Origin of the sequence: Bradyrhizobium sediminis, assembly GCF_018736105.1 — a bacterium.
Lineage (GTDB): Bacteria > Pseudomonadota > Alphaproteobacteria > Rhizobiales > Xanthobacteraceae > Bradyrhizobium.
Map to the genome: position 1 here is coordinate 860730 of NZ_CP076135.1, position 21078 is coordinate 881807.

Genomic DNA, 21078 nt, shown 5'->3' on the forward strand with positions numbered 1-21078 from the left:
GCCCGAATTCGCAGGCAGTGACAAAAGGCCCGCCATCGAGTGAGCTTTCGCATGGCCTTGCGCTGGAATGAGTCGCGAGTTTCCCGGCCCGTATAAATACGGGATTGGCCCATGTGTAGTTCTTTACCGCTGCGCTTTGAGGCGGATGCTTACAAGCTCAGGACGTCAGGAACGCCCCCGGTGTCTGCTTTGCGGAGGAGAGCTTGGTCTCGAATCCGTTCCGGCTCGGTAACTCACACTGAGAGAGCGGTTCGACTGCCTTGCAAGTTCGGAAGTGGACCGGCCCGAAAAGGTCTGGATGCGGCGTAGTAGAAAATCCATCATTCGCCTTCCGTCCGATTCTTCCGCCGAACATCTCGCATCCCGCGATCGCCGCGTCCAAACTACGCCGCTTCCATCATCGCGCGCGCGAAGGCGGGATAGGTCTCGGACAGCTCGCCCATGATCCTTCCCCGCAGCAGCGCCAGCGTTTCGGCATCGGGAGCGGCGGTGGTGGGAACCGTCTGCGGCTCGCGGTAGTCGAAGCCGGTATTGGCGCGGATGTCGGCGGGCGAATAACCCGGATGCACCGAGCGCAGGGAAAAGCCGGCGCGGCGGTCGAAATCGAACAACGCCATGTTGGTGAGGAGCGCGTGCGGTCCGCCGCGGCGCGCCACTTCGGGCGTCGAGGCCGCTGCGCTGACGAAGTCGACCGCGGGGACGAAGACGCGCCGCGAGTGGTCCTCGCGGAACAGGATGACGCGTGGGACCAGGTGATAGAGATAGGCCGAGCCGAACGATCCAGGCCACCGCACGCCGGTTTTCGGGTACGCGCCGGTGCCGACCAGGTTGATGTTGCCGTGGCCGTCGATCTGTCCGCCGCCGAGGAAGAAGGCATCGACGCGGCCTTGCGCCGCGCAGTCGAACAGTTCCACGCCGCCGTTGGTGAAGAAATTATGCTGTTGCGATCCCAGGATCGAAATCCGGATCGGCGGTTTGCCGTCGCGCTCGTTGCGCGCGCGCAGCAGCATGGCGCCGGCGGCCGGAATCGGCGACGAGGCGCCGACCGCGACGTGGCGGATGCCGTCGAGCAGGTCGGCGATGGTGGCAATCAGGATTTCCCGGCGCTCGCGCCCGCTTGCCATGGCGTTCACGCCACCTGCCTGCGGCGGCCGAGGAAACCGGAGAGATAGGCGCGAAAGCCTTCCTCGGTCCGCGCCATCGCGGCATAACGCGCGATTTCCGCGTCATCGCCGGGATATTCGTCCCACAGCGGCAGCGGCCAGGCGCCGCGCTCGGCGACCGCGATCCGGTCGACATAAAGCGAGGGCAGCACTCCCGCGGCCGAGTCTTCCGTCGCCAGGAGATTGCGGTCGACGATGCGCTCCACCGTGACCAAGGTCCGTTTGGCGGCATAGGCCATCGCCGCAAGTTCGCGGTGGCGGCCGATCCGGATATTGCCGGCGCGGTCGGCCTCGGGAGCGTGAAACAGCGCGATGTCGGGCGTAATGGCCGGCACCACCACGACCTTGCCCGCCTCGCCGACGGGGCTGTCGATCACCTTCCAGTCCGGCCGCACCCGCAGCAGATCGCTGCCGACGATGCCGGCGATCGGCATGAAGGGCACGCCTTTCTGGGCGGCCAGCAGCCCGGCAAAGATCGCGGGGCAGGTCGAACCGCGGCGCGCCGCCGGCCTCGCCCAGCGATACCGCGCTGGTCTCCAGCGCGCCCACCATCTTAGCGCCGATCAGCAGATCGGCCTGCATGCCGCTGATCGGCACGCAGACGACACGGAGGTCGGTGACGCCGGCCTCGATCAGCGCCGCGGTCGCCGCCATCGACACGCCCTCGACGGGGATCGCGATCGACTGGCCCGGTTTGACGAGTTCGGTCAGCGCTTCGAGCGAAACGATCTCTGCCATGGGCTGTTCCTCACCTGTCTGCGTTTCCCGTCATGATATCCGTTTCCGGTTCATGCGAAGGCCGCCCGCGGCGAGGGGCAGCGATGCGGCGATCGCATCGCTTTGCCGCCTCTCGGGATATGCGAGTGCCGAAGCCTCCGCTCAATTCCCGTACAGATAATTCGGCAGCCACAGCGTCATGCCCGGCCAGATGTACATGAAGATCATGCAGACGATCACGATCAGCATATAGGGCATCATGCCGGCGAAGATCTGGTTGAGGGTGACGTGCTTCGGCGCCACGCCCTTCAGGTAGAACGCCGACATCGCCACCGGCGGCGACAGGAACGCCGCCTGCAGGTTCACGAACACCAGGACCCCCCACAGGATCGGGTCAATGTTGAAGTGCTTCAGCATCGGCAGGAAGATCGGCACGAAGATCACGATGATCTCGGTCCATTCCAGCGGCCAGCCCAGCACGAAGATGATCGCCTGCGACAGGATCATGAACTGGACCGGCGTCATGTTGAGCGACAGCACCCAGCTCTCCAGCAGCGCCTGGCCGCCGAGGATGGCGAACACCGCGGAAAACAGCGCGGAACCGACGAACAGCCAGCACACCATCGAGGTGGTCTTGGCGGTGAGGAACACCGCTTCCTTGGTGCGCTTCCAGTCCAGCGTGCGGGCCTGGAACGCGAGCAGGAAGGCGCCGGCGGCGCCGACCGCGGCGGATTCCGTCGCCGTGGTGATGCCGAGCAGGATCACCGCCAGCACGACCACCGTCAAAATGCCGAGCGGCATCACCGAGGAGATCAGGAGCCTGAGCACCTCGAACTGCTCGGCCTCCATGATCCAGTAGTAATAGAGCAGCAGGAGGCCGAAGATGCCGCAGACGAACGCGAAGTAGATGTAGAACTCCGGCGCCGGCCCGGCCTCCGAAGGCGAGGCCGTGATCTTGCTCCGCAGTTCGGCGCTGCCCATCTGCTGCAGCGCTTCCGGCTCCTGCTTGGTCGCGGCTCCGGCTTTATGGCCGGCGCCGAGTTCCTCGAGCTTTTCTTCCGCAGGCTGCGTGCTCGCGCCGGCGCCGAGCTGCTGGGGCGCGGAGTCCATGCGCTGCTGGGTGGCGGCCGCGACCGGCGTCGGGAGGTCCGGCTGCTGGTGGATTACGACATACCACCAGGAGGCCCACAGCGTCGCCAGCGTCAGCACCAGCGGGATCAGCGCGTAGCCGAGATTCTTCAGCAGCATCGGGTAGCCGATGCGGGTGCCGTCGGCGGTGATGCTCATGGCCCTGGCCGGCGACAGCACGGCGGCGAACAGCGCCGGCAGCATCTTGCGCGAATAGGCCTGCTGCAGTTCGGTAACCCATGGCCGGACCGGAACCCGGGTTTCGCTCTCGGGCAGCTTCGGCGCGATCTTCGGGTTCAGCAGCGCCCAGCCGATGACGTAGACGAGATAGAGGAACGCCAGGAAGAAACCCGGAAACATCGCCGCGGCGTAGAGCTTGACCACCGACTGTCCGGCGACCGCGGCATAGACGATGATCATCACCGAGGGCGGAATCAGGATTCCGAGCGTGCCGCCGGCGGTGATGACGCCGGCGGCGAGCTTGACGTCGTAGCCGGCCTTCAGCATCGGGTTGAAGGCGATCACGCCCATCAGCACCACCACGGCGCCGACCAGGCCCGAGGCGATGCCCCAGAAGGTGCAGACGATCAGGGTCGCCACGGCGAGCGAGGCCGGCACGCGGCGGAACGCGAGCTGGATCGAATAGAACATCTTGTCGACCAGCGCGCCGCGCTCCATGACGTAGCCCATCAGCACGAACAGCGGAATCGAGATCAGGACGTCGTTGGTCATCGCGCCGTAGGTGCGCTGGACCATCAGGTCGAAGATGTGATTGTCGGCCCAGGCCTCGCCGCCCCGGTAATAGGCGAAGAAGCCGAAGAACATGCCGAGCCCCATCAGCGTGAACGCGGTGGGGAAGCCCATCATGATCACGACCACGATGAGGCCGAGCATCAGGAGCCCGAGTGCCGGATCGCTCATTTCAACAGGTCTCCGCCCATACCGCGCTGCCGCGCGCTCTCCTCGATGTCCTGCGCATGCTCGATCGCGACCTTGCGCGACTCCTCATCGACATGTTCGGAGAGCGCCAGTTGCTCCTCGACCACGTCGATTTCGCTGACGTCCTTGAGCCGGGTAGGCCAGGCGCCGGTCTTGAGGCAGACGACGCAGCGTGTGATTTCGGCGGCGCCCTGCAGCAGCAGAAGCGCACCCGCGAGCGGGATCATGAACTTGAAATGATAGACCGGCGGCCCGTTGGCGGTGACGTTGGAATGCTCGTTGATGCGCCAGGAGTCGGAGGCGTAGTCCCAGCCGGCATAGGCCAGCGCCGCGATGCCGGGCAGGAAGAAGGCGATGTACAGCACGAGATCGAGCCCGGCCTGCGTGCGTGGCCGCATCGAAGAGTAGAGAAAATCGCCGCGGACATGGGCGTTCTGCGCCAGCGTGTAGGCGCCGCCGATCATGAACAGGGTACCGTACAGCATATTGGAGGCGTCGAAGATCCACGCCGTCGGCATGTTGAGGATATAGCGCTTGAAGACCTCGGCGCAGACCAGGGCCATCAGCCCGACGATCAGCCAGGCTGCGGCTTTGCCGGTCCAGGTGCTGATGCCGTCTATCGTGTGCAGGAAGCGCTGCGCGTTCATGGGATGTCAGGCCGCAGGTTCGAGTGATTTCGCTACGTCGTCATGACAATACAACGCATCACCCGGGCTTTGGCCAGCCCGGATGACGCGTCGTCGGTACGAATTATACCGTCAGGTCTTCTTCTTGGCGTTCGGCCCGAAGTAGTGGTTGTAGGCCATGCGGCGGTTGACCACCGTGTCCTGTTCCCACTGCGTCGCACGCTTGGCGAACGCCAGCTGGGAAGCGACGATCTCCTTGAACAGCGGGTTTTCCGCCGACTTCTTCTCCACGACCTGATCGTAGATATCGAGCTGCTTCTGCAGGATCGCGTCCGGCGTCTTGTAGAATTTGACCTTATCCTTGGTCTGCAGTTCCTCGTAGTCCTTGGAATAGCGATCGATCGCCTTCCAGGCCATGTCCTGACCAGCCGCCTCGGTGGCGTTGGCGATGATCGCTTTCATCTTTTCAGGCAGGGCGTCGTATTTGGTCTTGTTGAACATGATCTCGAACTGCTCGGCGTTCTGGTGGTAGCTCTGCAGCATGCAGACCTTGGAAACGTCCGCGAAGCCGAGAATGCGGTCCGAGGTGGCGTTGTTGAACTCGGCGGCATCGAGCAGGCCGCGGTCCATCGCCGAGACGATTTCGCCGCCCGGCAACGCATTGACGGCGGCGCCGAGGCCCGTGAACACGTCAATGGAGATGCCGACGGTGCGGAACTTGACGCCCTGGAAGTCTTCCGCCTTGGTGATCGGCTTCTTGAACCAGCCGAGCGGCTGGGTCGGCATCGGTCCATAGGGGAACGAGACGACGTTGGCGCCGATCGAGGCGTAGAGCTTCGCGAGCAGTTCCTTGCCGCCGCCATATTTGTGCCAGGCGAGCAGCATGTTGGCGTCCATCGCGTAACCCGGACCAGAGCCCCACAGCGCCAGCGCGGTCTGCTTGCCGTAGTGATAGACCAGCACGCCGTGGCCGCCGTCGAGGGTGCCCTTCGACACCGCATCCAACAGGCCGAAGGCGGGAACGACGGCGCCGGCGGGCAGCACCTCGATCTTGAGGTCGCCGCCGGTCATGTCATTGACCTTCTTGGCGAAGTCCAGCGCGTATTCGTGGAAGATGTCCTTCGATGGCCAGGTGCTCTGCCAGCGCATGCTGATCGGGCCCTGCGCGCTGACGATGGTCGGCGCCGCGACCGTCGCGGCGGCGCCCGCGGCGGCCGTTTTCAGAAAGCGGCGGCGGCTGGAAGTGGTGTCCTTCTTGGAAGTCGTCATGGTTTTCTCCCCGTTTTGACGGCGATCCCGGAAGGGTACGCCCTTTATTTTATTGGCAGCGAGACAAAGACCTACGCGGGGCTTTGGCAAGAACGTTCGAAACGATGCGACGCTTCGACGCGGCACCGGTCAGTAGTTGACCACTCAACTCTGAATTTATTCCCGCGATTGTGCAGTTTAGTTCCCGGCCGGCAAAAATCAATCGCGCCCCGGATTACCTCTGGTCCGACGCCGCCACTTGTTGCGCCGCACGCGGCGATCTTGCGAGGCAGTCGCAGCAACTGCCGCAGCCCCCTGGCGCCGTCGCGCCATTCGACTGGTGCGCCGGCGGGGAATCAGCGCTATCTCCGGCGTCGGAGGCGGAGGGGCCTTCGATCGGGATGATCGAAATGGGCAGCCGGCGGGAAGTCGAGAGCATCGAGGCGGTGATCCACCGCATGTTCGAGGATATCATCCCGTTCAACCGCGTGATCGGCCTCAAGATCGACTCGCTCGACCCCAAGGCGCCGCGGCTGCGGTTCGACATGCGGCCCGAATTGGTCGGCAACCCGGTCCGCCAGATCCTGCATGGCGGCGTGATTTCGGCCACCCTCGACGTGGTCGGCGGCCTTGCCATTGCGCTGGCCTCGATCGCCGAGAGGGGCGCGGCGGCGACGGCGCGGCAATTTCCGAACATCGGCACCATCGACCTGCGCATCGATTACCTGCGGCCGGGACGCGGCCAGTATTTCGTCGCCACCGGTCGCGTCGTCAGGCTCGGCGGCCGCGTCGCGGTGGTTCATATGGAACTCGTCAACGACGCTGAAGAGCAGATCGCGACCGGTTCGGCGGCCTACATCATCGGCTGATCGCGGCGGGCGCCGGGCTTGCTGCGCCGGTTGGTAAACCCGGGCGAAGCCGCCCTTGCCTTACCTTGCCTTACGGGCCGACGGCCACCAGCGCGGCCTTCCTGAAATCCTTGTTCTTCTCCTCGCGCAGCGGGTTCCTGGCTTCTGCGATCCGCAAATTCGCCACCACCGAGAACAGCACGAAACCGCCCTTCTTGCGCGGCAGTACGAAATATTCGGAGATGCTGGCGTGCTCGGAATCCTCGCACGAGGACATGCCCCTGAATACCACGTCGCTGTCGACCAGTTCGCTGTTGCGGGCCGATGCGAACTTGCCCTTGCAGGCCCGCGCATCGTTGGCGACGACGCCGGAGGCCACGTCGAGGCCCTTCACGCCGGCCTGCGCCGGAATGATCCTCACGAAGCCGATCGCGTCGTCCGATCGCCAGGCTGCGCCGTTGTTGACCAGCGTGGCCGGCGTTTCCGCCCGGCTGAGCACGCGCGGGTTGTTGAGCGAGGCCTTCAGGATGAAGTTGGACGCAAACTCCATGGCCTCGAGCTGCAGCTCGGGCGTGGACGGACCCGGGGCGGGCGTGAGGCTGCCGCCGGTTTGCGGTGGTGCGGCGCGGGCTGCCGTGGCCGGCGCCCGCTGCGGCAAAACGAAATCCTTGGCGCCGGCGATGCCGTCGCGGTTCACGGTCACGACACAGTTGACCAGCGCCGGAAGCAGGATGCCGGTCTTGTCGAGATTGAACTGGAACAGGTTGCCCTCGGCGAACGCGCTCATCGTCGTCGAAGCCCTGAATTGCTTGATCAGATCGGAGGTGTCGGGCATGTCGACGCTGACGGCATGGGTGGAAATGACCCGGCCGTCGACGTTGAACGGGGCGCGGCCGTCGAAGGTGAGAACGATGGGGAAGGTCGAGCCCGGTTTGAGCGACCAGTTGTTGTGCGAAAAACCGAGGTTCCAGGTGCCGTTGGCGCCCACCATCACGATGACGGTGATGCCGCTCTTGTAGGGCGCCGATGCGATGCATCCGCTGAACGCGCCGGTCTGGTCGTTGGTGAAAGCGCCGCCGCTCCAGTTGCCGACCTTGACGGAGCCGTAAGGTCCGCGCGCCGCGACCGATGACGACGAAAGCACCAACAGTGCGATGGCGCCGAAAGCCTTGAGAAACATCCGCCTGCCCCTGCCGATCCGGAAGATATTGATTCCGCAACCTTCGCGTGCAGGCAAGGGCTATTTCGGGCATTTTCTCAGCATATCCGGTGCACTCAGCCCGGCGTCGCTCCCATCCGCGCCCGCCGTCCCTCGATCGGATAGGCCGGATCGTTGAAGCCCGGCGTCGAGGGATGGCCGCTGGTGACCAGCCGGTCGATCAGCGCCTCGTCCTCGGCGGTGAAGCGATAGTCGAGCGCGCGGATGTAATCGTCCCATTGCGCCTCGGTGCGGGGCCCGGCGATCACGGCGCTGACAAAGGACGAGTTCAGCACCCACGACACCGCGAACTGCCCGGCGGTGATACCTCTCGCTTCGGCATGCCGTTTGATTTCCTGCGCCAGCTTCAGCGATTCCGGCCGCCACTCGGTCTGCATCATGCGCGTGTCGTTGCGCCCGGCACGGGTGTCCTTGCCGGGCGCGGCATCGGGCGCGTATTTGCCGGTCAGCACGCCGCGCGCCAGCGGGCTGTAGGGCACGATGCCGAGGCCGTAATAATGGCAGGCCGGGAAATGCTCGACCTCGGGCATCCGGTTCATCGCGTTGTAATAGGGCTGGCTGACTACCGGACGGTCGATGCCGAGGTCGTCGCAGATGTTGCAGATCTCGGCGACCCGCCAGGCGCGATAATTCGAGAGGCCGAAATAGCGCACCTTGCCCTGCCGGATCAGCTCGCCGATCGCGCGCACGGTCTCCTGCAGCGGTGTCGAATGGTCTTCCTTGTGCAGATAATAGATGTCGATGTAGTCGGTGCCGAGCCGCTGCAGGCTTTCGTCCGCCGCCTGCAGCACCCAGCGCCGCGACAGCCCGCCGCGGTTGGGATCGTCGCCCATCGAATTGGCGAGCTTGGTCGCGAGGATCCAGCTGTGCCGGCTGTTGGAAATGGCGCGGCCGACCACCTGCTCGGAACCGCCCTTCGAATAGGCGTCCGCGGTGTCGATGAAGTTGACGCCGGCCTCGTGCGCTTTCGCCATGATCCGCACCGAGGTGGCCTCGTCGGTCGGGCCGCCGAACATCATGGTGCCCAAGCAGATCGGCGAAATCTTCAGGCCGCTACGGCCGAGGGGGCGGTATTGCATGGGTGGAGTCCTCGCAATCGCGATGCCGGATGCTCCTCGCCCCGCTCTTGCGGGGAGAGGGTTGGGGTGAGGGGCTCTCTCCACGCACTCGGACTCGCGGATAGTCCCCCTCACCCGGATTGCACCGGACGATGCTTCGCATCGCCGAGGCAATCCGACCTCTCCCCGCAAGCGGGGCGAGGTGAAGAAGGCAGCTTCGCATCCTCATTCGTTCTTCAATATCTTAAACACGCCGCTGGCCATGGCGATACAGCGTTTGTCCACCGTCACCTCGGTGGTGATGAAAATCAGGCTGCGGGTGGAGCGCACCACATGCGGCTTCGAGATCAGGATCTCGCCGATCTTGCCGGCCTCGACGAAATGGGTGTCGAGCTGCACGGTGGCGAGCGTCGGCTTGCCGGAGACGTAGCGTGCCGTCATGCCGCAGGTGCGGTCGGCGAACGTCATGATCACCCCGCCCTGCACCAGGCCGCGGCGGTTATGGTGCTTTTCCTGCGTGGCCAGCGCGTATTCGTGCCCGCCATCGACCACGCGCTGCCACAGCGGTCCGATCAGATGCAGGAAGCCGGAGGTTTCGACGATGGTCCAGCCGTCCGATTTGAGTCTTGCGGCTGTCTTGTCAGTCATGTCGTTCCGTCCGGTCTCTGCGGGCATTCATGTCTTGCAGGTCATTTCATCAAACGCGGACGTGTTGTAGTCAAGCCGGATGAGCAGGCCGTTCGACGATGCCACAAGGCGGAATATCGCAGAGCGCTGCGCGGCGTTCGTGCGCCTGCCGGAGGCCGAGCCGGCACCGGCGCTGAAGCGGGCTGCGGTCGCCGTCGCGCTCACCGGCACTGAGGCGTCCGGCGGAACGGCTGTTCTGTTGACCCTGCGCGCCTCGGGCCTGCGCGCCCACAGCAATCAATGGGCGCTGCCGGGCGGACGCTGCGACGCGGGCGAGACGCCGGCCGAGGCTGCGCTACGCGAGCTGCACGAGGAACTCGGCCTTGAACTCGGCGCCGGCGACGTGCTCGGCCTGCTCGACGATTATCCGACCCGGTCCGGCTATCTCATCACGCCGGTCGTGGTGTGGGCGGCGTCCGGCGCGCCGATCTCGCCGAACCCCGATGAGGTCGCTTCGGTGCACCGCATTGCGCTGGCCGATATCGAGCACCAGGACGCCTTCAGCTTCACCACGATTCCGGAGAGCACGCGGCGCGTGATCCGGTTTCACCACCAAGGCGACTTCATCCACGCGCCGACGGCGGCCCTGATCTACCAGTTCCGCGAAGTGCTGGCGGGAAGGGACACCCGCGTCGCCGAGCTGGAGCAGCCGGTGTTCGCCTGGAAGTGACTTCGTCATTCCGGGGCGATGCGAAGCATCGAACCCGGAATGACGAAGAGTGGATTGCTTCGCTTGCGCTCTCTAGCGCAAACGCTTCGCGTTTGTCGCAGGCAATGACGGGTGTTGCGAACGTCGGGCGTTTCGGCAACGATGTGATCCAACAACAAGAATAGTCCCGGGGGAGTTCGCTCAACATGTCGATCTGGAACAAATGGCTTTGCGCCGCCGCGTTCGGCCTGGCCGCGGCTTTCAACCCTGCTTACGCCCAGACCTTTCCGAACCGCGTCATCACGCTGGTGATCCCGTTTGCGCCCGGCGGCTCGACGTCGATCGTCGGCCGCGTGATAGCCGACAAGATGAGCGAAATCCTCGGCGAAAAGGTCGTAGTCGACAACCGCCCCGGCGCCGGCGGCACCGTCGGCACCAAGGCGGTGGCCAAGAGCGATCCCGATGGCTACACGATTGCGCTGGGCTATACCGGCACGCTGGCGATCGGACCGTCGCTGTACAAGAACGCCGGCTACGATCCGCGCAAGGATTTCGCGCCGATCGGCCTGATCGGCAACGCGCCCAATTCGCTGGTGGTGCATCCCTCGTTTCCCGCAAAATCGGTCGCCGAGCTGATCGCCTATGCCAAGGCCAATCCCGGCAAGGTCAATTTCGGCTCCGCCGGCGCCGGCACGGTCAGCCATATCACCGGCGAATATTTCGCCGCCTCCGCCGGGATCACGCTGATCCACATCCCCTACAAGGGAACCGGTCCGGCGCTGACCGATCTTCTGGGCGGGCATATCCCGATGGCGTTCGCGCCGATCCCGGCCTCGCATCCCAACATCTCGGCGGGAAAGTTGCGGGCGCTGGCGGTGACCAGCGCGACGCGCTCCAGCCTGCTGCCGGAGGTGCCGACCATTGCCGAATCCGGCCTGCCCGGGTTCGACGCCTCGCTGTATTACGGCCTGGTGGCGCCGGCCGGCACGCCGCGGCCGGTGATCGACAAGCTCAACGCGGCCTTGCAGGCCGCGCTCGCCTCTGCCGACGTGAAGAAGCAATTGGGGCTGGACGGCACCGAGATCACGCCGGGCACGCCGGAAGACTATGCCGCCTTCATCGACAAGGACGAAAAGAAGTGGGCCGGCCTCGTCAAGGCCAGCGGTGTCGCGCAGGAGTGAGGCCGGCGATCGGGCCGTTTCGGGGCTGACTTCAACGGCCGGCTTGCTAAACAGGCGACATGCGACCTCATGCGATTCGTCTCTGCTTCGGGTTCCCCGCGCTCGCGCTGCTGTTGATGGCGCCGCCGGCCGGCGCGATCGACGCGCCCGCGCTGACCGCAGCCACGGCCGGCGCGATGGCGCAGGCGGCGTCGCCGCAGGCGATTGCGGAATATCGCCGCAAACTCCGTGAGTATCAGGAGGCGCGCGCCGCGTTCGAGCAGGAGGCCGGCGCCTATTGGAGTTCGATCTACGAAAAGCGAAGAGGCCGCAATGCCAAGCGGCGCGAGCGCCAGGCCATCGCGCTCGACGATTACGTCCTGACCCAGCCGCCGCTCTACACCGGGCCGAAACGGCCGGTGAACCCGGAGGGCGAGCCGGAAGTGCCGCCGCGCGAGCGCAAGCCGATTCCGGTCGTCGCCGACTTCCTGAAGGCCGCCGCCGAGCATTTCCAGTTCGCGCCGCAGCGGCCCGCGAGCGAGGCCGAGTTCAAGCGCGCCTATGCCCGCACGGCCCTGGCGTCGGGGCTGACGCGCGAGCAGGCGGTGCGGGTCTATTCGTTCGAGACCGGCGGCAACGGCAATCACGACATGCAGTCGGGGTTGAGCGCCTCGCGGCCGGGCTCGCGCGCGATCTCGACCGCGATCGGCTACAATCAGCTGCTCACCACCAACAGCGTCGAGCTGCTCGCCGAGCAGGGGCATGAATTCGTCAAGGCGCTGACGGAAAGGGCCGCGCGGCTGTCGGGCCCGGCGCGCAAGGCGATGGATCACAAGATCGCGGCGCTGAAGCGGATGGTGGCGTTCACGCGCACGGTGCCGGACGAATGGGCGGCGCACGAGAAGCTCGCCAATACGCCGCAGGGCTGGGCGATCCATGCCATGGTGCTGGACATCGACGTCGGTCCGCTGCTGCAGACCCACAAGCTGCTGACATCCGTGCTGTTCGCGCGCGCCAAGGGCTATGCCAGGCCGCTCACCGCCGCCGAGCTGGAGATGATGAACCTCACCGGCGACGGTACCGGGCTCGACATGGTGACGATGCCGCAGGCCATGCGCGAGCGGGTGCCGACCTCGAACTTCTTCCAGCGCGGCGGCTATGAGCGCAACCCGGTCGCGATCCGCCACAACACGGTAGCGAAACTGCTGGCGATCACCGACGAACGGATGGATTCCAACGGCGGCAAGCCGGGCGCCAGGGAACTGGCGGCGTCGTTTTAGCTGGCCGTCGTCCCGGCGAACGCTTCCTTTCCTTCTCCCACAAGGGGAGAAGGGAAAAGACAACCCTCACTCCGCTCCGAACATGAACTTGCCGTCGCCCTCGAGATAGGGACCGGTCCGCATATAGAGCTGTCCGTTCTGGCCGATGAAGAACAACGTGCCCTTCGGCACCTTCTTGGCGCCCTTCAGCAGCATGCCCGCATTGTTGGTGCCCATCTTGTAGGAAAACGTCTTGCCGTCCTTGCCATAGCCGTAGCCCATGTCGGGCTTCAGCTCCCAAGGGGTCGGCGCCGCGGCTTGCGCAAATGCGGATGTGGACGGCGCGGCAAGCGCCGCGGCCACTGCGAACGCAGCCGCCATCAAAACGGTCTTCGTCGAAAATCTCGTCATCCTGCATTCTCCCCGCGACCGGTCCGAAAAAGGCCGGTCTCGTCTTTGAACAAACCACGAACGCCATTTGCCCGTCAACGCGCCCGTTCGCCGCATCACGCCTCCATCAGACTTTGTGATTTCCCGCTTCCGGCTTCGCGACTATGTTCCGGATTCAGTCTAGAACCAGTTTTTCTCAAAATAGGTCATAGGGATGATTCGGATGAACCACGTCACGAAAATTTGCCTGGGCGCAGCGCTGTCAATTGTGACGCTGGTTCCCGTGGCGCATGCCGATGAATTCAGGCTCTCGAGCAATCAGAGAATTTCCTGCAGCCGGGGCCTCAGCCCCGGCAAGCTCAATACCGCGACCTGCAAGTCCTACAGCTATCTCTTCAACGTCAAGACGTCGGAATATTTCCGCTGCCAGATGAGCCTGGCGCTGACGCGGGACAACAAGGAAGTGATCAACGTGCAGACCGACGGCGGCTGCACCAAGAAGGCCCGCATCTTCGACACCGACTCCAATTATTCGTTCGATGCCGCCGAGACCGAGCCGCCGAACACCAATTCGTTCTTCGGCACGGGCGGCTACGCGGTGTGGGCCAGCGACAATACCACGCGGAAGATCCGCGGCTGCATCATCATCGCGTCCGGCCTCGGCTCCGACGTTTCGAAATGCCTCGACATGACGTCCGAGTGAGGGGCCGGCCGGTTCCTCCGATTCGTCTTCCGTCATGGCTGGGCTTCGTCCCGGCCATCCGCGTCTTTCCTGGCCGGTAGCCGCGCGATGCCTCCACAAAAAAAGCCGGGCGCCGCGTCAAGCGCCGCCCGGCGGGCGGGCGGGTGCCTAGTACTGACTATTAATGGTCAGTGAGTCGCTTGTTGCCCATGCTTCGAGACGCTCGCGATGCTCGCTCCTCAGCATGAGGTTGTTGTGTATCAACAAGTTAGATCTCATCCTGAGGAGGCCGCGAAGCGGCCGTCTCGAAGGATGGCTGCAACACCGATTTACGATTCCAGGCGCTAGCCGCCGATGCCCTTTTCCTTGAAGTATTTCAGCGCGCCGGGATGAAACGGGATCGGCGAACGCTCCTGCACCTGGTTGTCGAGCGAGAAGCTCAGGGCTTCCTTGTGCACGGCGACGATGTCGGCCTTCTTCTCCACCAGCGTCTTGACGATGGCGTAGGCGTCGTCATCGCTCATCTTGTTGCCGGTCACGATCAGATTCCAGACCTCGGTGATGGCGTTGTCCTTGTCGAGGCCCGGATATGAGCCCGCCTTGATCTTGCCGGCGGTATAGAGCTTGCCGTATTTGGCATTCATCTTGTCGGCCGTGTCGCTGTGGTCGATCAGCTTCAATTTCATGCCGGGCGTTGCCGCGAGGTCGGTCACCGCCGCGGTGGGAATGCCGCCGACCCAGAAGAAGGCGTCGATCTTGCGATCCTTGACGGCATTGACGGATTCGGCGACGCCGAGCCGCTCGCGCTTCAGGTCCTTGTCCTTGTCGAGGCCTGCGGCCTCGATGACGCGAAACGCCATCACTTCGGTGGCGCTGCCCGGCGATCCCGTGGAGACGCGCTTGCCCTTCAGATCCGACATTTTCTCGATGCCGGTGCCTTCGACCGTCACCACGTGCATCCGGTTCGGATAGACCACGAGCAGCGCCTGCAGCGGCACCTTGCCGCTCTTGAACTTGTCCTGGCCCTGCAGGGCATCGAGCGCGGCATCGGCCATCGTGAACGCCATCTCGCTCTGACCCGACGCGATCAGCTTGAGATTGTCGACCGAGCCGCCGGTGACCTCCGCGGTAGCCTGCACGTTCGGCAGGTTTTTCGACAGCACGTTGGCGACGGCGCCGCCGAGCGGATAATAGACGCCGCCGGTGCCGCCGGTGCCGATCGACATGGTCTTCTGCTGGGCATGAACCATTCCGGCGAGTGCCAGCCCCGCGGTGAGGGTGACAGCCAGTATTGCTGCGGTCTTCCTTGTTCTTGTCATCGTAAGTTCACTCCCTGATTAAATCGTAAGCGCGGGCCGTTTCGGCGCCGGCGTTCTAAACTGCCACAGCAGCACGCCGAGGCCGATGATCAGCCCCGGCACGTAGGTGTAGCTGATGTCGCGTCCGATGAGCGATTCGATGATCGCCTCGATCAGGCTCGGAAACACCAGCAGCAGCCCCGATAGCAGAAGCAGGCCGCGTTCGATCGGCGTATTTTGTCGCAAGCCCCAGTTCTGGGCAACCGCGGCGAGCGCCACCAGCCCCAAGGTTGTCTTGATCGTGATCTCGAGCACGTCGACCCAGGATCCGCCCTTGGGGATCGCGAGCAAGAGGCCGACGCCCTGCGGGTCGAGCACGAACACGAACGGCACCAGGAACGCCGGCAGCGTGTATTTCCACGACTGCAGCGTGGTGCGGTAGGGATCGCCGCCGGTGATGGCGGCGGCCGCAAACGGCGACAGCGCGGTCGGCGGCGACACCTCCGACAGCACGGCGTAATAGAAGATGAACATGTGGGCGGCGTAATCGGGCACGCCAAGCTTGATCAGCGCGGGTGCGGCGATCACGGCGCAGATGATGTAGGACGCGGTCACCGGCACCGCGAGGCCGATGATCCACACGATCAGCGCGGTATAGATTGCGGTCAGCAGCAGGCTGCCGCCGGCATAGGCGATCACGATCGACGAGAATTTGAGGCCGAGGCCGGTCAGGGTCACGACCCCGACGACGATGCCGGCGCAGGCGCAGGTGGTCGCGGCGTTCAACGCGCCGATCGAGCCGTCCGCCAGCGCCTTCACCAGTCTTTTCGGCACCAGCGCCGTTTCCTTGCGCAGGAAGCTCAGCGCGAAAGTGACCGCGGTGGCGTAGAACACCGACAGCGTCGGCGAGTAACCGATCACCATGAACACCACCACCGCAAGCAGCGAGATGAAATGGAAGCCGTAACGCTTCGTCATCTGGCCGAGCGTCATGTCGGGAACGAAGGTGACATCCTTGGCGCCGAACTTGTGGGCGTCCAGTTCGACCATGATCAACAGCGACAGGTAATAGAGACAGGTCGGAATCGTCGCCATCCAGATCACGTCGAGGTAGCTGATCTTGAGGAACTCGGCGATCAGGAAGGCGGCCGCGCCCAGCACCGGCGGCGACAGGATGGCGCCGAGCCCGCCGGCCGCCAGCAATCCGCCGGCGGCGTTCTTCTCGAAGCCGGCCTTGGCCAGCATCGGATAGGCCACGGTGCCGATCATCACGGTGGTGGCAACGCCCGATCCCGACGGCCCGCCCAACAGGAACGACGACAGCACCACGGTGCGCCCGGCGCTGTTCGGCTTGCCGCCCATCAGCGCCAGCGAAAAATCGATGAAGAACTTGCCGGCGCCGGATTGCTGCAGGAACGCGCCATAGATCGTGAACAGGATGATCAGCGTCGCCGACACGTCGACCGCGACGCCGAAAATGCCTTCCAGGGTGATGAAGAGGTGACCGACCAGCCGCGGCAGGTCGTAGCCGCGATGGGTCCACGGCGCCGGCAGATGCGGGCCGAGCATCGCATAGGCAATGAACAGTAGCGACACCACGGGCATGATCGCTCCGGTGGTGCGGCGGGTCGCCTCCAAGAGCAGGATGATGAACACGACGCCGATGATGACGTCCCAGCGGTCGGGCGTGGTGGCGCGGTCGGTAAAGTCCTCGCCGCCCCACAGCGCGTAGGCGATGGTCAGGACCGCGAAGATGCCGGGCACCACGTCCCACCAGCGCACCCGGTTGCGAAACCGCGTCGCCAGCGGAAACAGCAGGAAGCTCAGCACCAGCGTGAAGGCGACGTGGGTGTAGCGCAGTTCCTGGGTCGGAACGATCGCATAGGCGGCGTAGAGGTGGAACAGGCTCATGACCACGGCGATCGCGGTCGAGATCCGGCCGGGCCAGCCCATCAGCCGGTTGGCCGCGCCCTCTTCGGCCTCGACGAACGACTCGGCCTTGTGCAGGGCCTCTTCGGAAACGGCGATGACGTCGTCATTGGGCGACGGCTTGCCCGGTGTCGGATTTTCTGCGGCCATGCTTCCCTCGGAACGCTTTCTATCATGGCCGAGCCTGGCTGGCCGCGCCTTCGATCGCGCCGCATTGATCCCGGTTTTCGTCAACCGTGGCAAGGGCTTCCGCGAGGCAACTTTGGAATTATCGGGACCCGCGCGAAATAGCCGCCGCGAACCGCATTTTGGCGACAAGCCGGGTTGACCCGGAGCGCGCGTCCGTCCACTTTCCCGGCCAATTCAGGGGGGAACATCGATCATGAGGGCGAAGCTCATTGCGGCCGCTATTGCCTCCGCCACAACCCTGTCGGCCCCGGCCGCCCATGCCCAGCAATTCATCAATGTGCTGACCGGCGGCACCTCGGGCGTGTACTATCCGCTCGGCGTCGCCATCGGAAAAATCTACGGCGACAAGATTCCCGGTGTGAAGACCCAGGTGCAGGCCACCAAGGCGTCGGTCGAGAACCTGGTGCTGCTGCAGCAGGGCCGCGGCGAGATCGCGTTCACGCTCGGCGATTCGCTGAAGGCCGCATGGGATGGCGACGCGGAGGCCGGCTTCAAGTCCAGGCTCGACAAGCTGCGCACCATCGGGGCGATCTATCCGAACTATATCCAGATCGTCGCCACCGCCGACAGCGGCATCAAGACGCTGGCCGACCTCAAGGGCAAGAGCCTCTCGGTCGGCGCGCCCAAATCGGGCACCGAGCTCAATTCGCGCGCCATCCTCGGCGCCGCCGGGATGAGCTACAAGGACATGGGCAAGATCGAATACCTGCCGTTCGCGGAATCCGTCGACCTGATGAAGAACCGGCAGTTGAATGCGACGCTGCAATCGGCTGGTCTCGGGGTAGCTTCTCTGAAGGATCTCTCGACCTCGACCGAGATCACCGTGGTGTCGGTTCCCAAGGCGGTGATCGACAAGATCGGCCCGCCGTTCATCGCCGTGAACATTCCCGCCAATACCTATAACGGCCAGGACAAGGATGTCCCGACCGCGGCTGTGATCAACTATCTGGTGACCAGCTCCGCCGTCTCCGACGATCTCGCCTATCAGATGACCAAACTGGTGTTCGAGTCGTTGTCGGAACTGGCGAACGCGCACGCCGCCGGCAAGGAGATCAAGCTCGCGACCGCGGCAGCCGGCAGCCCGGTGCCGCTGCATCCGGGCGCGATCCGCTATTACAAGGAAAAGGGCCTGATCAAGTAGGCTACTTCAATTGGTCGTCATGGCCGGGCTAAAGCGCGAAGCGCGTCTTCGCACAGATGACCCGGCCATCCATCTTTCTTCGAGTGAGTTCTCGAGATTTCATTTTTGATGGATGGCCGGGTCGAGCCCGGCCATGACGTGTCAGGCGGTGCGCCAGCAATGGCGCATGACGATTTGGGCGTGGGGAACGCAAACATGCTGCAGGCTGAGGGCGCCGAGAAGCCGGTCAAGGTCGCATTCGACAATTTCGAGCACGGGTTTCCCGAAGGCTTCGGTCCGCGCGGCTGGGGGCGCCTGGCCTATGCCATCGGCATCGCCTTTGCCGCGTTCCAGCTTTACGTCGCCGCCTTCAATTATCTGCCGAGCCAGGTGGTGCGTGGCGTTCACGTCGGCTTCCTGCTGCTCCTGACCTTCGGCCTGATCGCCAATTTCACCGCAAGGGGCAATGTCGGCCGCGCCGCCGGCTGGCTGACCGGCGCCGCCGGATTTCTCTGCGGGCTCTACCAGTGGATCTTCTACGCCGACCTGATCGCGCGCGACGGCGATCCGACGCGGCTCGATCTCGCGGTCGGCACGCTGCTGGCGCTCCTGATTTTCGAGGGCGCGCGGCGGCTGATGGGGCTGGCGCTGCCTTTGATGTGCGGCGCCGCTCTGCTCTACTGGTTCTTCGGCCAGTATCTGCCCGCGCCGTTCAACCATCGCGGCTATGATTTCGACCAGGTGATTACGCACCTGTCCTACGGCACCGAAGGGTTCTACGGCGTCCCGATCTACGTATCGGCGACCTACATCTTCCTGTTCATCCTGTTCGGCTCGTTCCTCGAGCGGGCCGGCATGATCCAGCTGTTCACCGACGTCTCGCTCGGCCTGTTCGGCGGCACCCGCGGCGGGCCGGCCAAGGTCGCGGTGTTCGCCTCGGGCTTGATGGGCACGATCTCCGGCTCCGGCGTCGCCAACGTCGTCACCGTCGGCCAGTTCACGATCCCGCTGATGATCAGGTTCGGCTATCGCCGCGCCTTTGCCGCCGGCGTCGAGGCCACCGCCTCGATGGGCGGACAGATCATGCCGCCGGTGATGGGCGCCGTCGCCTTCATCATGGCCGAGACGCTCGGCGTCGAATATTCCGTCATCGTCAAGGCCGCGGTGATTCCGGCCGTGCTGTATTTCGCTTCCGCGTTCTGGATGGTGCATCTCGAGGCCGGCAAGCACGGCCTCGTCGGCATGAACAGATCGGAAATCCCGAGCGCCTGGAAGGCGCTGGTGGCGCGCTGGTACCTGGTGCTGCCGCTGGCGGCGCTGGTCTACATGCTGTTCGAAGGTTTCACGCCGCTTTATGCCGGCAGCATGGGGCTGGCGCTGACGGTGGCGCTGATTCTCGGCGCCAGCATCACGCTCGGTCTCTCCAGCAACGCGCTGCGCTATGTGTTCTGGATCGGGCTCGCGCTGGTGGTCGGCGCGGCGTCGCGCAACGGCCTCGAGATCGTTCCGATCGCCGGCGTCGTCGGCGGACTGGTGCTTGTCACCGCGGTTGCACGCGGCGGCCGGGCGACGCTGCGGGCCTGCCGGGATTCGCTCGCCGACAGCGCCAAGTCGGCGCTCACGGTCGGCATGGCCTGCGCCATCGTCGGCACCATCATCGGCATGATGACCCAGACCGGCGTCGGCGCCATCTTCGGCGGCTGGATCATCGGCCTCGGCGCCAAGAGCCTGTTCCTCGCGCTGGTGATGACGATGTTGCTGTCGATCCTGCTCGGCACCGGCATCCCGACCATTCCGACCTACATCATCACGGCGGCTCTCGCGGCACCTGCATTGGCCAAACTCGGCGTGCCCCTGATCGTCAGCCACATGTTCGCATTCTATTACGGCATCATGGCCGACCTCTCGCCGCCGGTGGCGCTGGCCGCGCTGGCGGCAGCGCCGATCGCCCGGGAAAACCCCGACAAGATTGGCTGGGAGGCGATGCGCATCGCGCTCGCCGGCTACGTCATTCCCTTCGTCTTCGTCTATTCGCCGGCGCTGATGCTGCAGGCCGGCGATCCGATGGAAGCCCAGCTCGGTTTCTACGGCGCGGTGGCGCTCGCCACCTTCAAGGCGCTGGTCGCGATCGGCCTGTTCGGCATCGTCGCGATCGGCTTCCTGTTCGCCCGCCTGACGATCGCCGAACGCGTGGTCGCCTCGGTGGCGGCGCTCTGCCTGCTCGGCGAGTTTGCTTTCAGCGATACCATTGGCTTCGCGGTGACGCTCGCCATCGTGCTCTGGCAATGGCGGCAGCGCTCGCGCAGCGCGGTGGCGGCGGCTTGAGCCTCTGCCTCGCCTCGGCCGGTGTCGTAAAGGCGCTGTCGGTAGCGGCTTTCACGCTCGTATGGACCCACTCCATCGAAAAGGTCGAATGGCAGGAAGACTGGCGCGTCACCCCGCGGGGCCTCGAGCTGACGCAGGCGCGGGTGAAAGGCTCCGGGGCCGGCATGGAGCCGCCGCCGGAAGCGCGGCTGGTCGATGGCTGGTTTCAATGGCAGCCGAAACCCGCCGCCTTCCCGCAAGTGGCGCTGGGCAATTCCGGCACCGCCGGCGAATGGCGGCTGTGCGCGGGCGGCAATTGCCGGACGCTGTCGGAGATCCTAGGGCATCCGGTCGGGATCAACGTCACGACGATGAGCGCATGTAGCGATCCGTAGCCCGGACGCGTTCCCGGATTTCGCTGGCGCTCCATCCGCGCTACAAGATCAACAGCATCACAACGGGAGA

At 64.7% G+C, this 21078-nt stretch carries 18 protein-coding genes and 1 pseudogene; 8 read left to right on the forward strand and 11 right to left on the reverse strand.

Going from position 1 to position 21078, the window contains the following annotated elements; translation table 11 throughout:
• Positions 1-383 precede the first annotated feature (383 nt).
• From KMZ68_RS04160 to KMZ68_RS04180, 5 genes and pseudogenes are all read right to left on the reverse strand, one after another.
• Complete coding sequence (locus tag KMZ68_RS04160) at positions 384-1124, reverse strand: CoA-transferase (protein WP_215616186.1); 741 nt, start codon at positions 1122-1124, stop codon at positions 384-386.
• Between the two features lie 5 nt (positions 1125-1129).
• Positions 1130-1901: pseudogene (locus KMZ68_RS04165) on the reverse strand (CoA transferase subunit A).
• Positions 1902-2042: 141 nt separating this feature from the next.
• On the reverse strand, positions 2043-3929 hold the full coding sequence (locus KMZ68_RS04170) for a TRAP transporter large permease (RefSeq protein WP_215614628.1): 1887 nt from the start codon (positions 3927-3929) through the stop codon (positions 2043-2045).
• Complete coding sequence (locus KMZ68_RS04175; RefSeq protein WP_215614629.1) at positions 3926-4594, reverse strand: TRAP transporter small permease subunit; 669 nt, start codon at positions 4592-4594, stop codon at positions 3926-3928. Before KMZ68_RS04175 ends, KMZ68_RS04170 begins: the two co-directional genes overlap by 4 nt.
• A 111-nt stretch (positions 4595-4705) precedes the next feature.
• Positions 4706-5842, reverse strand: coding sequence for a TRAP transporter substrate-binding protein (locus KMZ68_RS04180; RefSeq protein WP_215614630.1), 1137 nt, complete (start codon positions 5840-5842; stop codon positions 4706-4708).
• Positions 5843-6231: 389 nt separating this feature from the next.
• Between KMZ68_RS04180 and KMZ68_RS04185 the strand changes: the two genes are divergently transcribed.
• Positions 6232-6690, forward strand: a complete 459-nt coding sequence (locus KMZ68_RS04185) for a thioesterase family protein (protein ID WP_215614631.1) — start codon at positions 6232-6234, stop codon at positions 6688-6690.
• Positions 6691-6760: 70 nt separating this feature from the next.
• Here KMZ68_RS04185 and KMZ68_RS04190 read toward each other — a convergent pair whose 3' ends face one another.
• The 3 genes from KMZ68_RS04190 to KMZ68_RS04200 all read right to left on the reverse strand — a co-directional run bounded on the left by KMZ68_RS04190 (position 6761) and on the right by KMZ68_RS04200 (position 9594).
• Positions 6761-7849 (reverse strand): hypothetical protein, encoded by a 1089-nt coding sequence (locus KMZ68_RS04190; RefSeq protein WP_215614632.1) that lies wholly within the window; start codon positions 7847-7849, stop codon positions 6761-6763.
• A 95-nt stretch (positions 7850-7944) separates the two neighbouring features.
• Positions 7945-8967, reverse strand: coding sequence for an aldo/keto reductase (locus tag KMZ68_RS04195; protein WP_215614633.1), 1023 nt, complete (start codon positions 8965-8967; stop codon positions 7945-7947).
• Between the two features lie 204 nt (positions 8968-9171).
• Positions 9172-9594, reverse strand: coding sequence for a PaaI family thioesterase (locus tag KMZ68_RS04200; RefSeq protein ID WP_215614634.1), 423 nt, complete (start codon positions 9592-9594; stop codon positions 9172-9174).
• Positions 9595-9673: 79 nt separating this feature from the next.
• Between KMZ68_RS04200 and KMZ68_RS04205 the strand changes: the two genes are divergently transcribed.
• From KMZ68_RS04205 to KMZ68_RS04215, 3 genes are all read left to right on the forward strand, one after another.
• Positions 9674-10303 carry an NUDIX hydrolase gene (locus KMZ68_RS04205; RefSeq protein ID WP_215614635.1) on the forward strand — a complete coding sequence of 210 codons (630 nt, stop codon included), beginning with the start codon at positions 9674-9676 and terminating at the stop codon, positions 10301-10303.
• Positions 10304-10488: 185 nt separating this feature from the next.
• Positions 10489-11463, forward strand: a complete 975-nt coding sequence (locus tag KMZ68_RS04210; RefSeq protein WP_215614636.1) for a Bug family tripartite tricarboxylate transporter substrate binding protein — start codon at positions 10489-10491, stop codon at positions 11461-11463.
• A gap of 59 nt (positions 11464-11522) precedes the next feature.
• Positions 11523-12722 (forward strand): hypothetical protein, encoded by a 1200-nt coding sequence (locus tag KMZ68_RS04215; RefSeq protein WP_215614637.1) that lies wholly within the window; start codon positions 11523-11525, stop codon positions 12720-12722.
• 66 nt (positions 12723-12788) lie between these two features.
• Here KMZ68_RS04215 and KMZ68_RS04220 read toward each other — a convergent pair whose 3' ends face one another.
• Positions 12789-13112 carry a hypothetical protein gene (locus KMZ68_RS04220; RefSeq protein ID WP_215614638.1) on the reverse strand — a complete coding sequence of 108 codons (324 nt, stop codon included), beginning with the start codon at positions 13110-13112 and terminating at the stop codon, positions 12789-12791.
• A gap of 202 nt (positions 13113-13314) precedes the next feature.
• On the opposite strand from KMZ68_RS04220, the gene KMZ68_RS04225 reads away from it, so the two are divergent.
• Complete coding sequence (locus tag KMZ68_RS04225) at positions 13315-13794, forward strand: hypothetical protein (RefSeq protein ID WP_215614639.1); 480 nt, start codon at positions 13315-13317, stop codon at positions 13792-13794.
• Between the two features lie 323 nt (positions 13795-14117).
• On the opposite strand, the gene KMZ68_RS04230 is transcribed toward KMZ68_RS04225, so the two are convergent.
• Positions 14118-15092 (reverse strand): TAXI family TRAP transporter solute-binding subunit, encoded by a 975-nt coding sequence (locus KMZ68_RS04230; protein ID WP_215614640.1) that lies wholly within the window; start codon positions 15090-15092, stop codon positions 14118-14120.
• 18 nt (positions 15093-15110) lie between these two features.
• Positions 15111-17150 carry a TRAP transporter permease gene (locus tag KMZ68_RS04235; protein ID WP_215614641.1) on the reverse strand — a complete coding sequence of 680 codons (2040 nt, stop codon included), beginning with the start codon at positions 17148-17150 and terminating at the stop codon, positions 15111-15113.
• Positions 17151-17382: 232 nt separating this feature from the next.
• On the opposite strand from KMZ68_RS04235, the gene KMZ68_RS04240 reads away from it, so the two are divergent.
• The 3 genes from KMZ68_RS04240 (at position 17383) to KMZ68_RS04250 (ending at position 21008) form a co-directional block, all read left to right on the forward strand.
• Positions 17383-18330, forward strand: coding sequence for a TAXI family TRAP transporter solute-binding subunit (locus KMZ68_RS04240; protein WP_215614642.1), 948 nt, complete (start codon positions 17383-17385; stop codon positions 18328-18330).
• Between the two features lie 195 nt (positions 18331-18525).
• Entirely contained in the window at positions 18526-20634 is a 2109-nt protein-coding gene (locus KMZ68_RS04245) for a TRAP transporter permease (protein ID WP_215614643.1), read from the forward strand.
• A complete protein-coding gene (locus tag KMZ68_RS04250; protein ID WP_215614644.1) occupies positions 20595-21008 on the forward strand; it encodes a DUF1850 domain-containing protein in 414 nt (137 codons plus the stop codon). Before KMZ68_RS04245 ends, KMZ68_RS04250 begins: the two co-directional genes overlap by 40 nt.
• The last annotated feature ends 70 nt before the right edge of the window (positions 21009-21078 follow it).

Excerpts from the sequence above, each read along its gene's own strand:
- KMZ68_RS04160 (WP_215616186.1), bottom strand. The coding sequence starts at position 1,124 with ATGGCAAGCGGGCGCGAGCGCCGGGAAATCCTGATTGCCACCATCGCC.
- KMZ68_RS04170 (WP_215614628.1), bottom strand. The coding sequence starts at position 3,929 with ATGAGCGATCCGGCACTCGGGCTCCTGATGCTCGGCCTCATCGTGGTC.
- KMZ68_RS04175 (WP_215614629.1), bottom strand. The coding sequence starts at position 4,594 with ATGAACGCGCAGCGCTTCCTGCACACGATAGACGGCATCAGCACCTGG.
- KMZ68_RS04180 (WP_215614630.1), bottom strand. The coding sequence starts at position 5,842 with ATGACGACTTCCAAGAAGGACACCACTTCCAGCCGCCGCCGCTTTCTG.
- KMZ68_RS04185 (WP_215614631.1), top strand. The coding sequence starts at position 6,232 with ATGGGCAGCCGGCGGGAAGTCGAGAGCATCGAGGCGGTGATCCACCGC.
- KMZ68_RS04190 (WP_215614632.1), bottom strand. The coding sequence starts at position 7,849 with ATGTTTCTCAAGGCTTTCGGCGCCATCGCACTGTTGGTGCTTTCGTCG.
- KMZ68_RS04195 (WP_215614633.1), bottom strand. The coding sequence starts at position 8,967 with ATGCAATACCGCCCCCTCGGCCGTAGCGGCCTGAAGATTTCGCCGATC.
- KMZ68_RS04200 (WP_215614634.1), bottom strand. The coding sequence starts at position 9,594 with ATGACTGACAAGACAGCCGCAAGACTCAAATCGGACGGCTGGACCATC.
- KMZ68_RS04205 (WP_215614635.1), top strand. The coding sequence starts at position 9,674 with ATGAGCAGGCCGTTCGACGATGCCACAAGGCGGAATATCGCAGAGCGC.
- KMZ68_RS04210 (WP_215614636.1), top strand. The coding sequence starts at position 10,489 with ATGTCGATCTGGAACAAATGGCTTTGCGCCGCCGCGTTCGGCCTGGCC.
- KMZ68_RS04215 (WP_215614637.1), top strand. The coding sequence starts at position 11,523 with ATGCGACCTCATGCGATTCGTCTCTGCTTCGGGTTCCCCGCGCTCGCG.
- KMZ68_RS04220 (WP_215614638.1), bottom strand. The coding sequence starts at position 13,112 with ATGACGAGATTTTCGACGAAGACCGTTTTGATGGCGGCTGCGTTCGCA.
- KMZ68_RS04225 (WP_215614639.1), top strand. The coding sequence starts at position 13,315 with ATGAACCACGTCACGAAAATTTGCCTGGGCGCAGCGCTGTCAATTGTG.
- KMZ68_RS04230 (WP_215614640.1), bottom strand. The coding sequence starts at position 15,092 with ATGACAAGAACAAGGAAGACCGCAGCAATACTGGCTGTCACCCTCACC.
- KMZ68_RS04235 (WP_215614641.1), bottom strand. The coding sequence starts at position 17,150 with ATGGCCGCAGAAAATCCGACACCGGGCAAGCCGTCGCCCAATGACGAC.
- KMZ68_RS04240 (WP_215614642.1), top strand. The coding sequence starts at position 17,383 with ATGAGGGCGAAGCTCATTGCGGCCGCTATTGCCTCCGCCACAACCCTG.
- KMZ68_RS04245 (WP_215614643.1), top strand. The coding sequence starts at position 18,526 with ATGCTGCAGGCTGAGGGCGCCGAGAAGCCGGTCAAGGTCGCATTCGAC.
- KMZ68_RS04250 (WP_215614644.1), top strand. The coding sequence starts at position 20,595 with ATGGCGGCAGCGCTCGCGCAGCGCGGTGGCGGCGGCTTGAGCCTCTGC.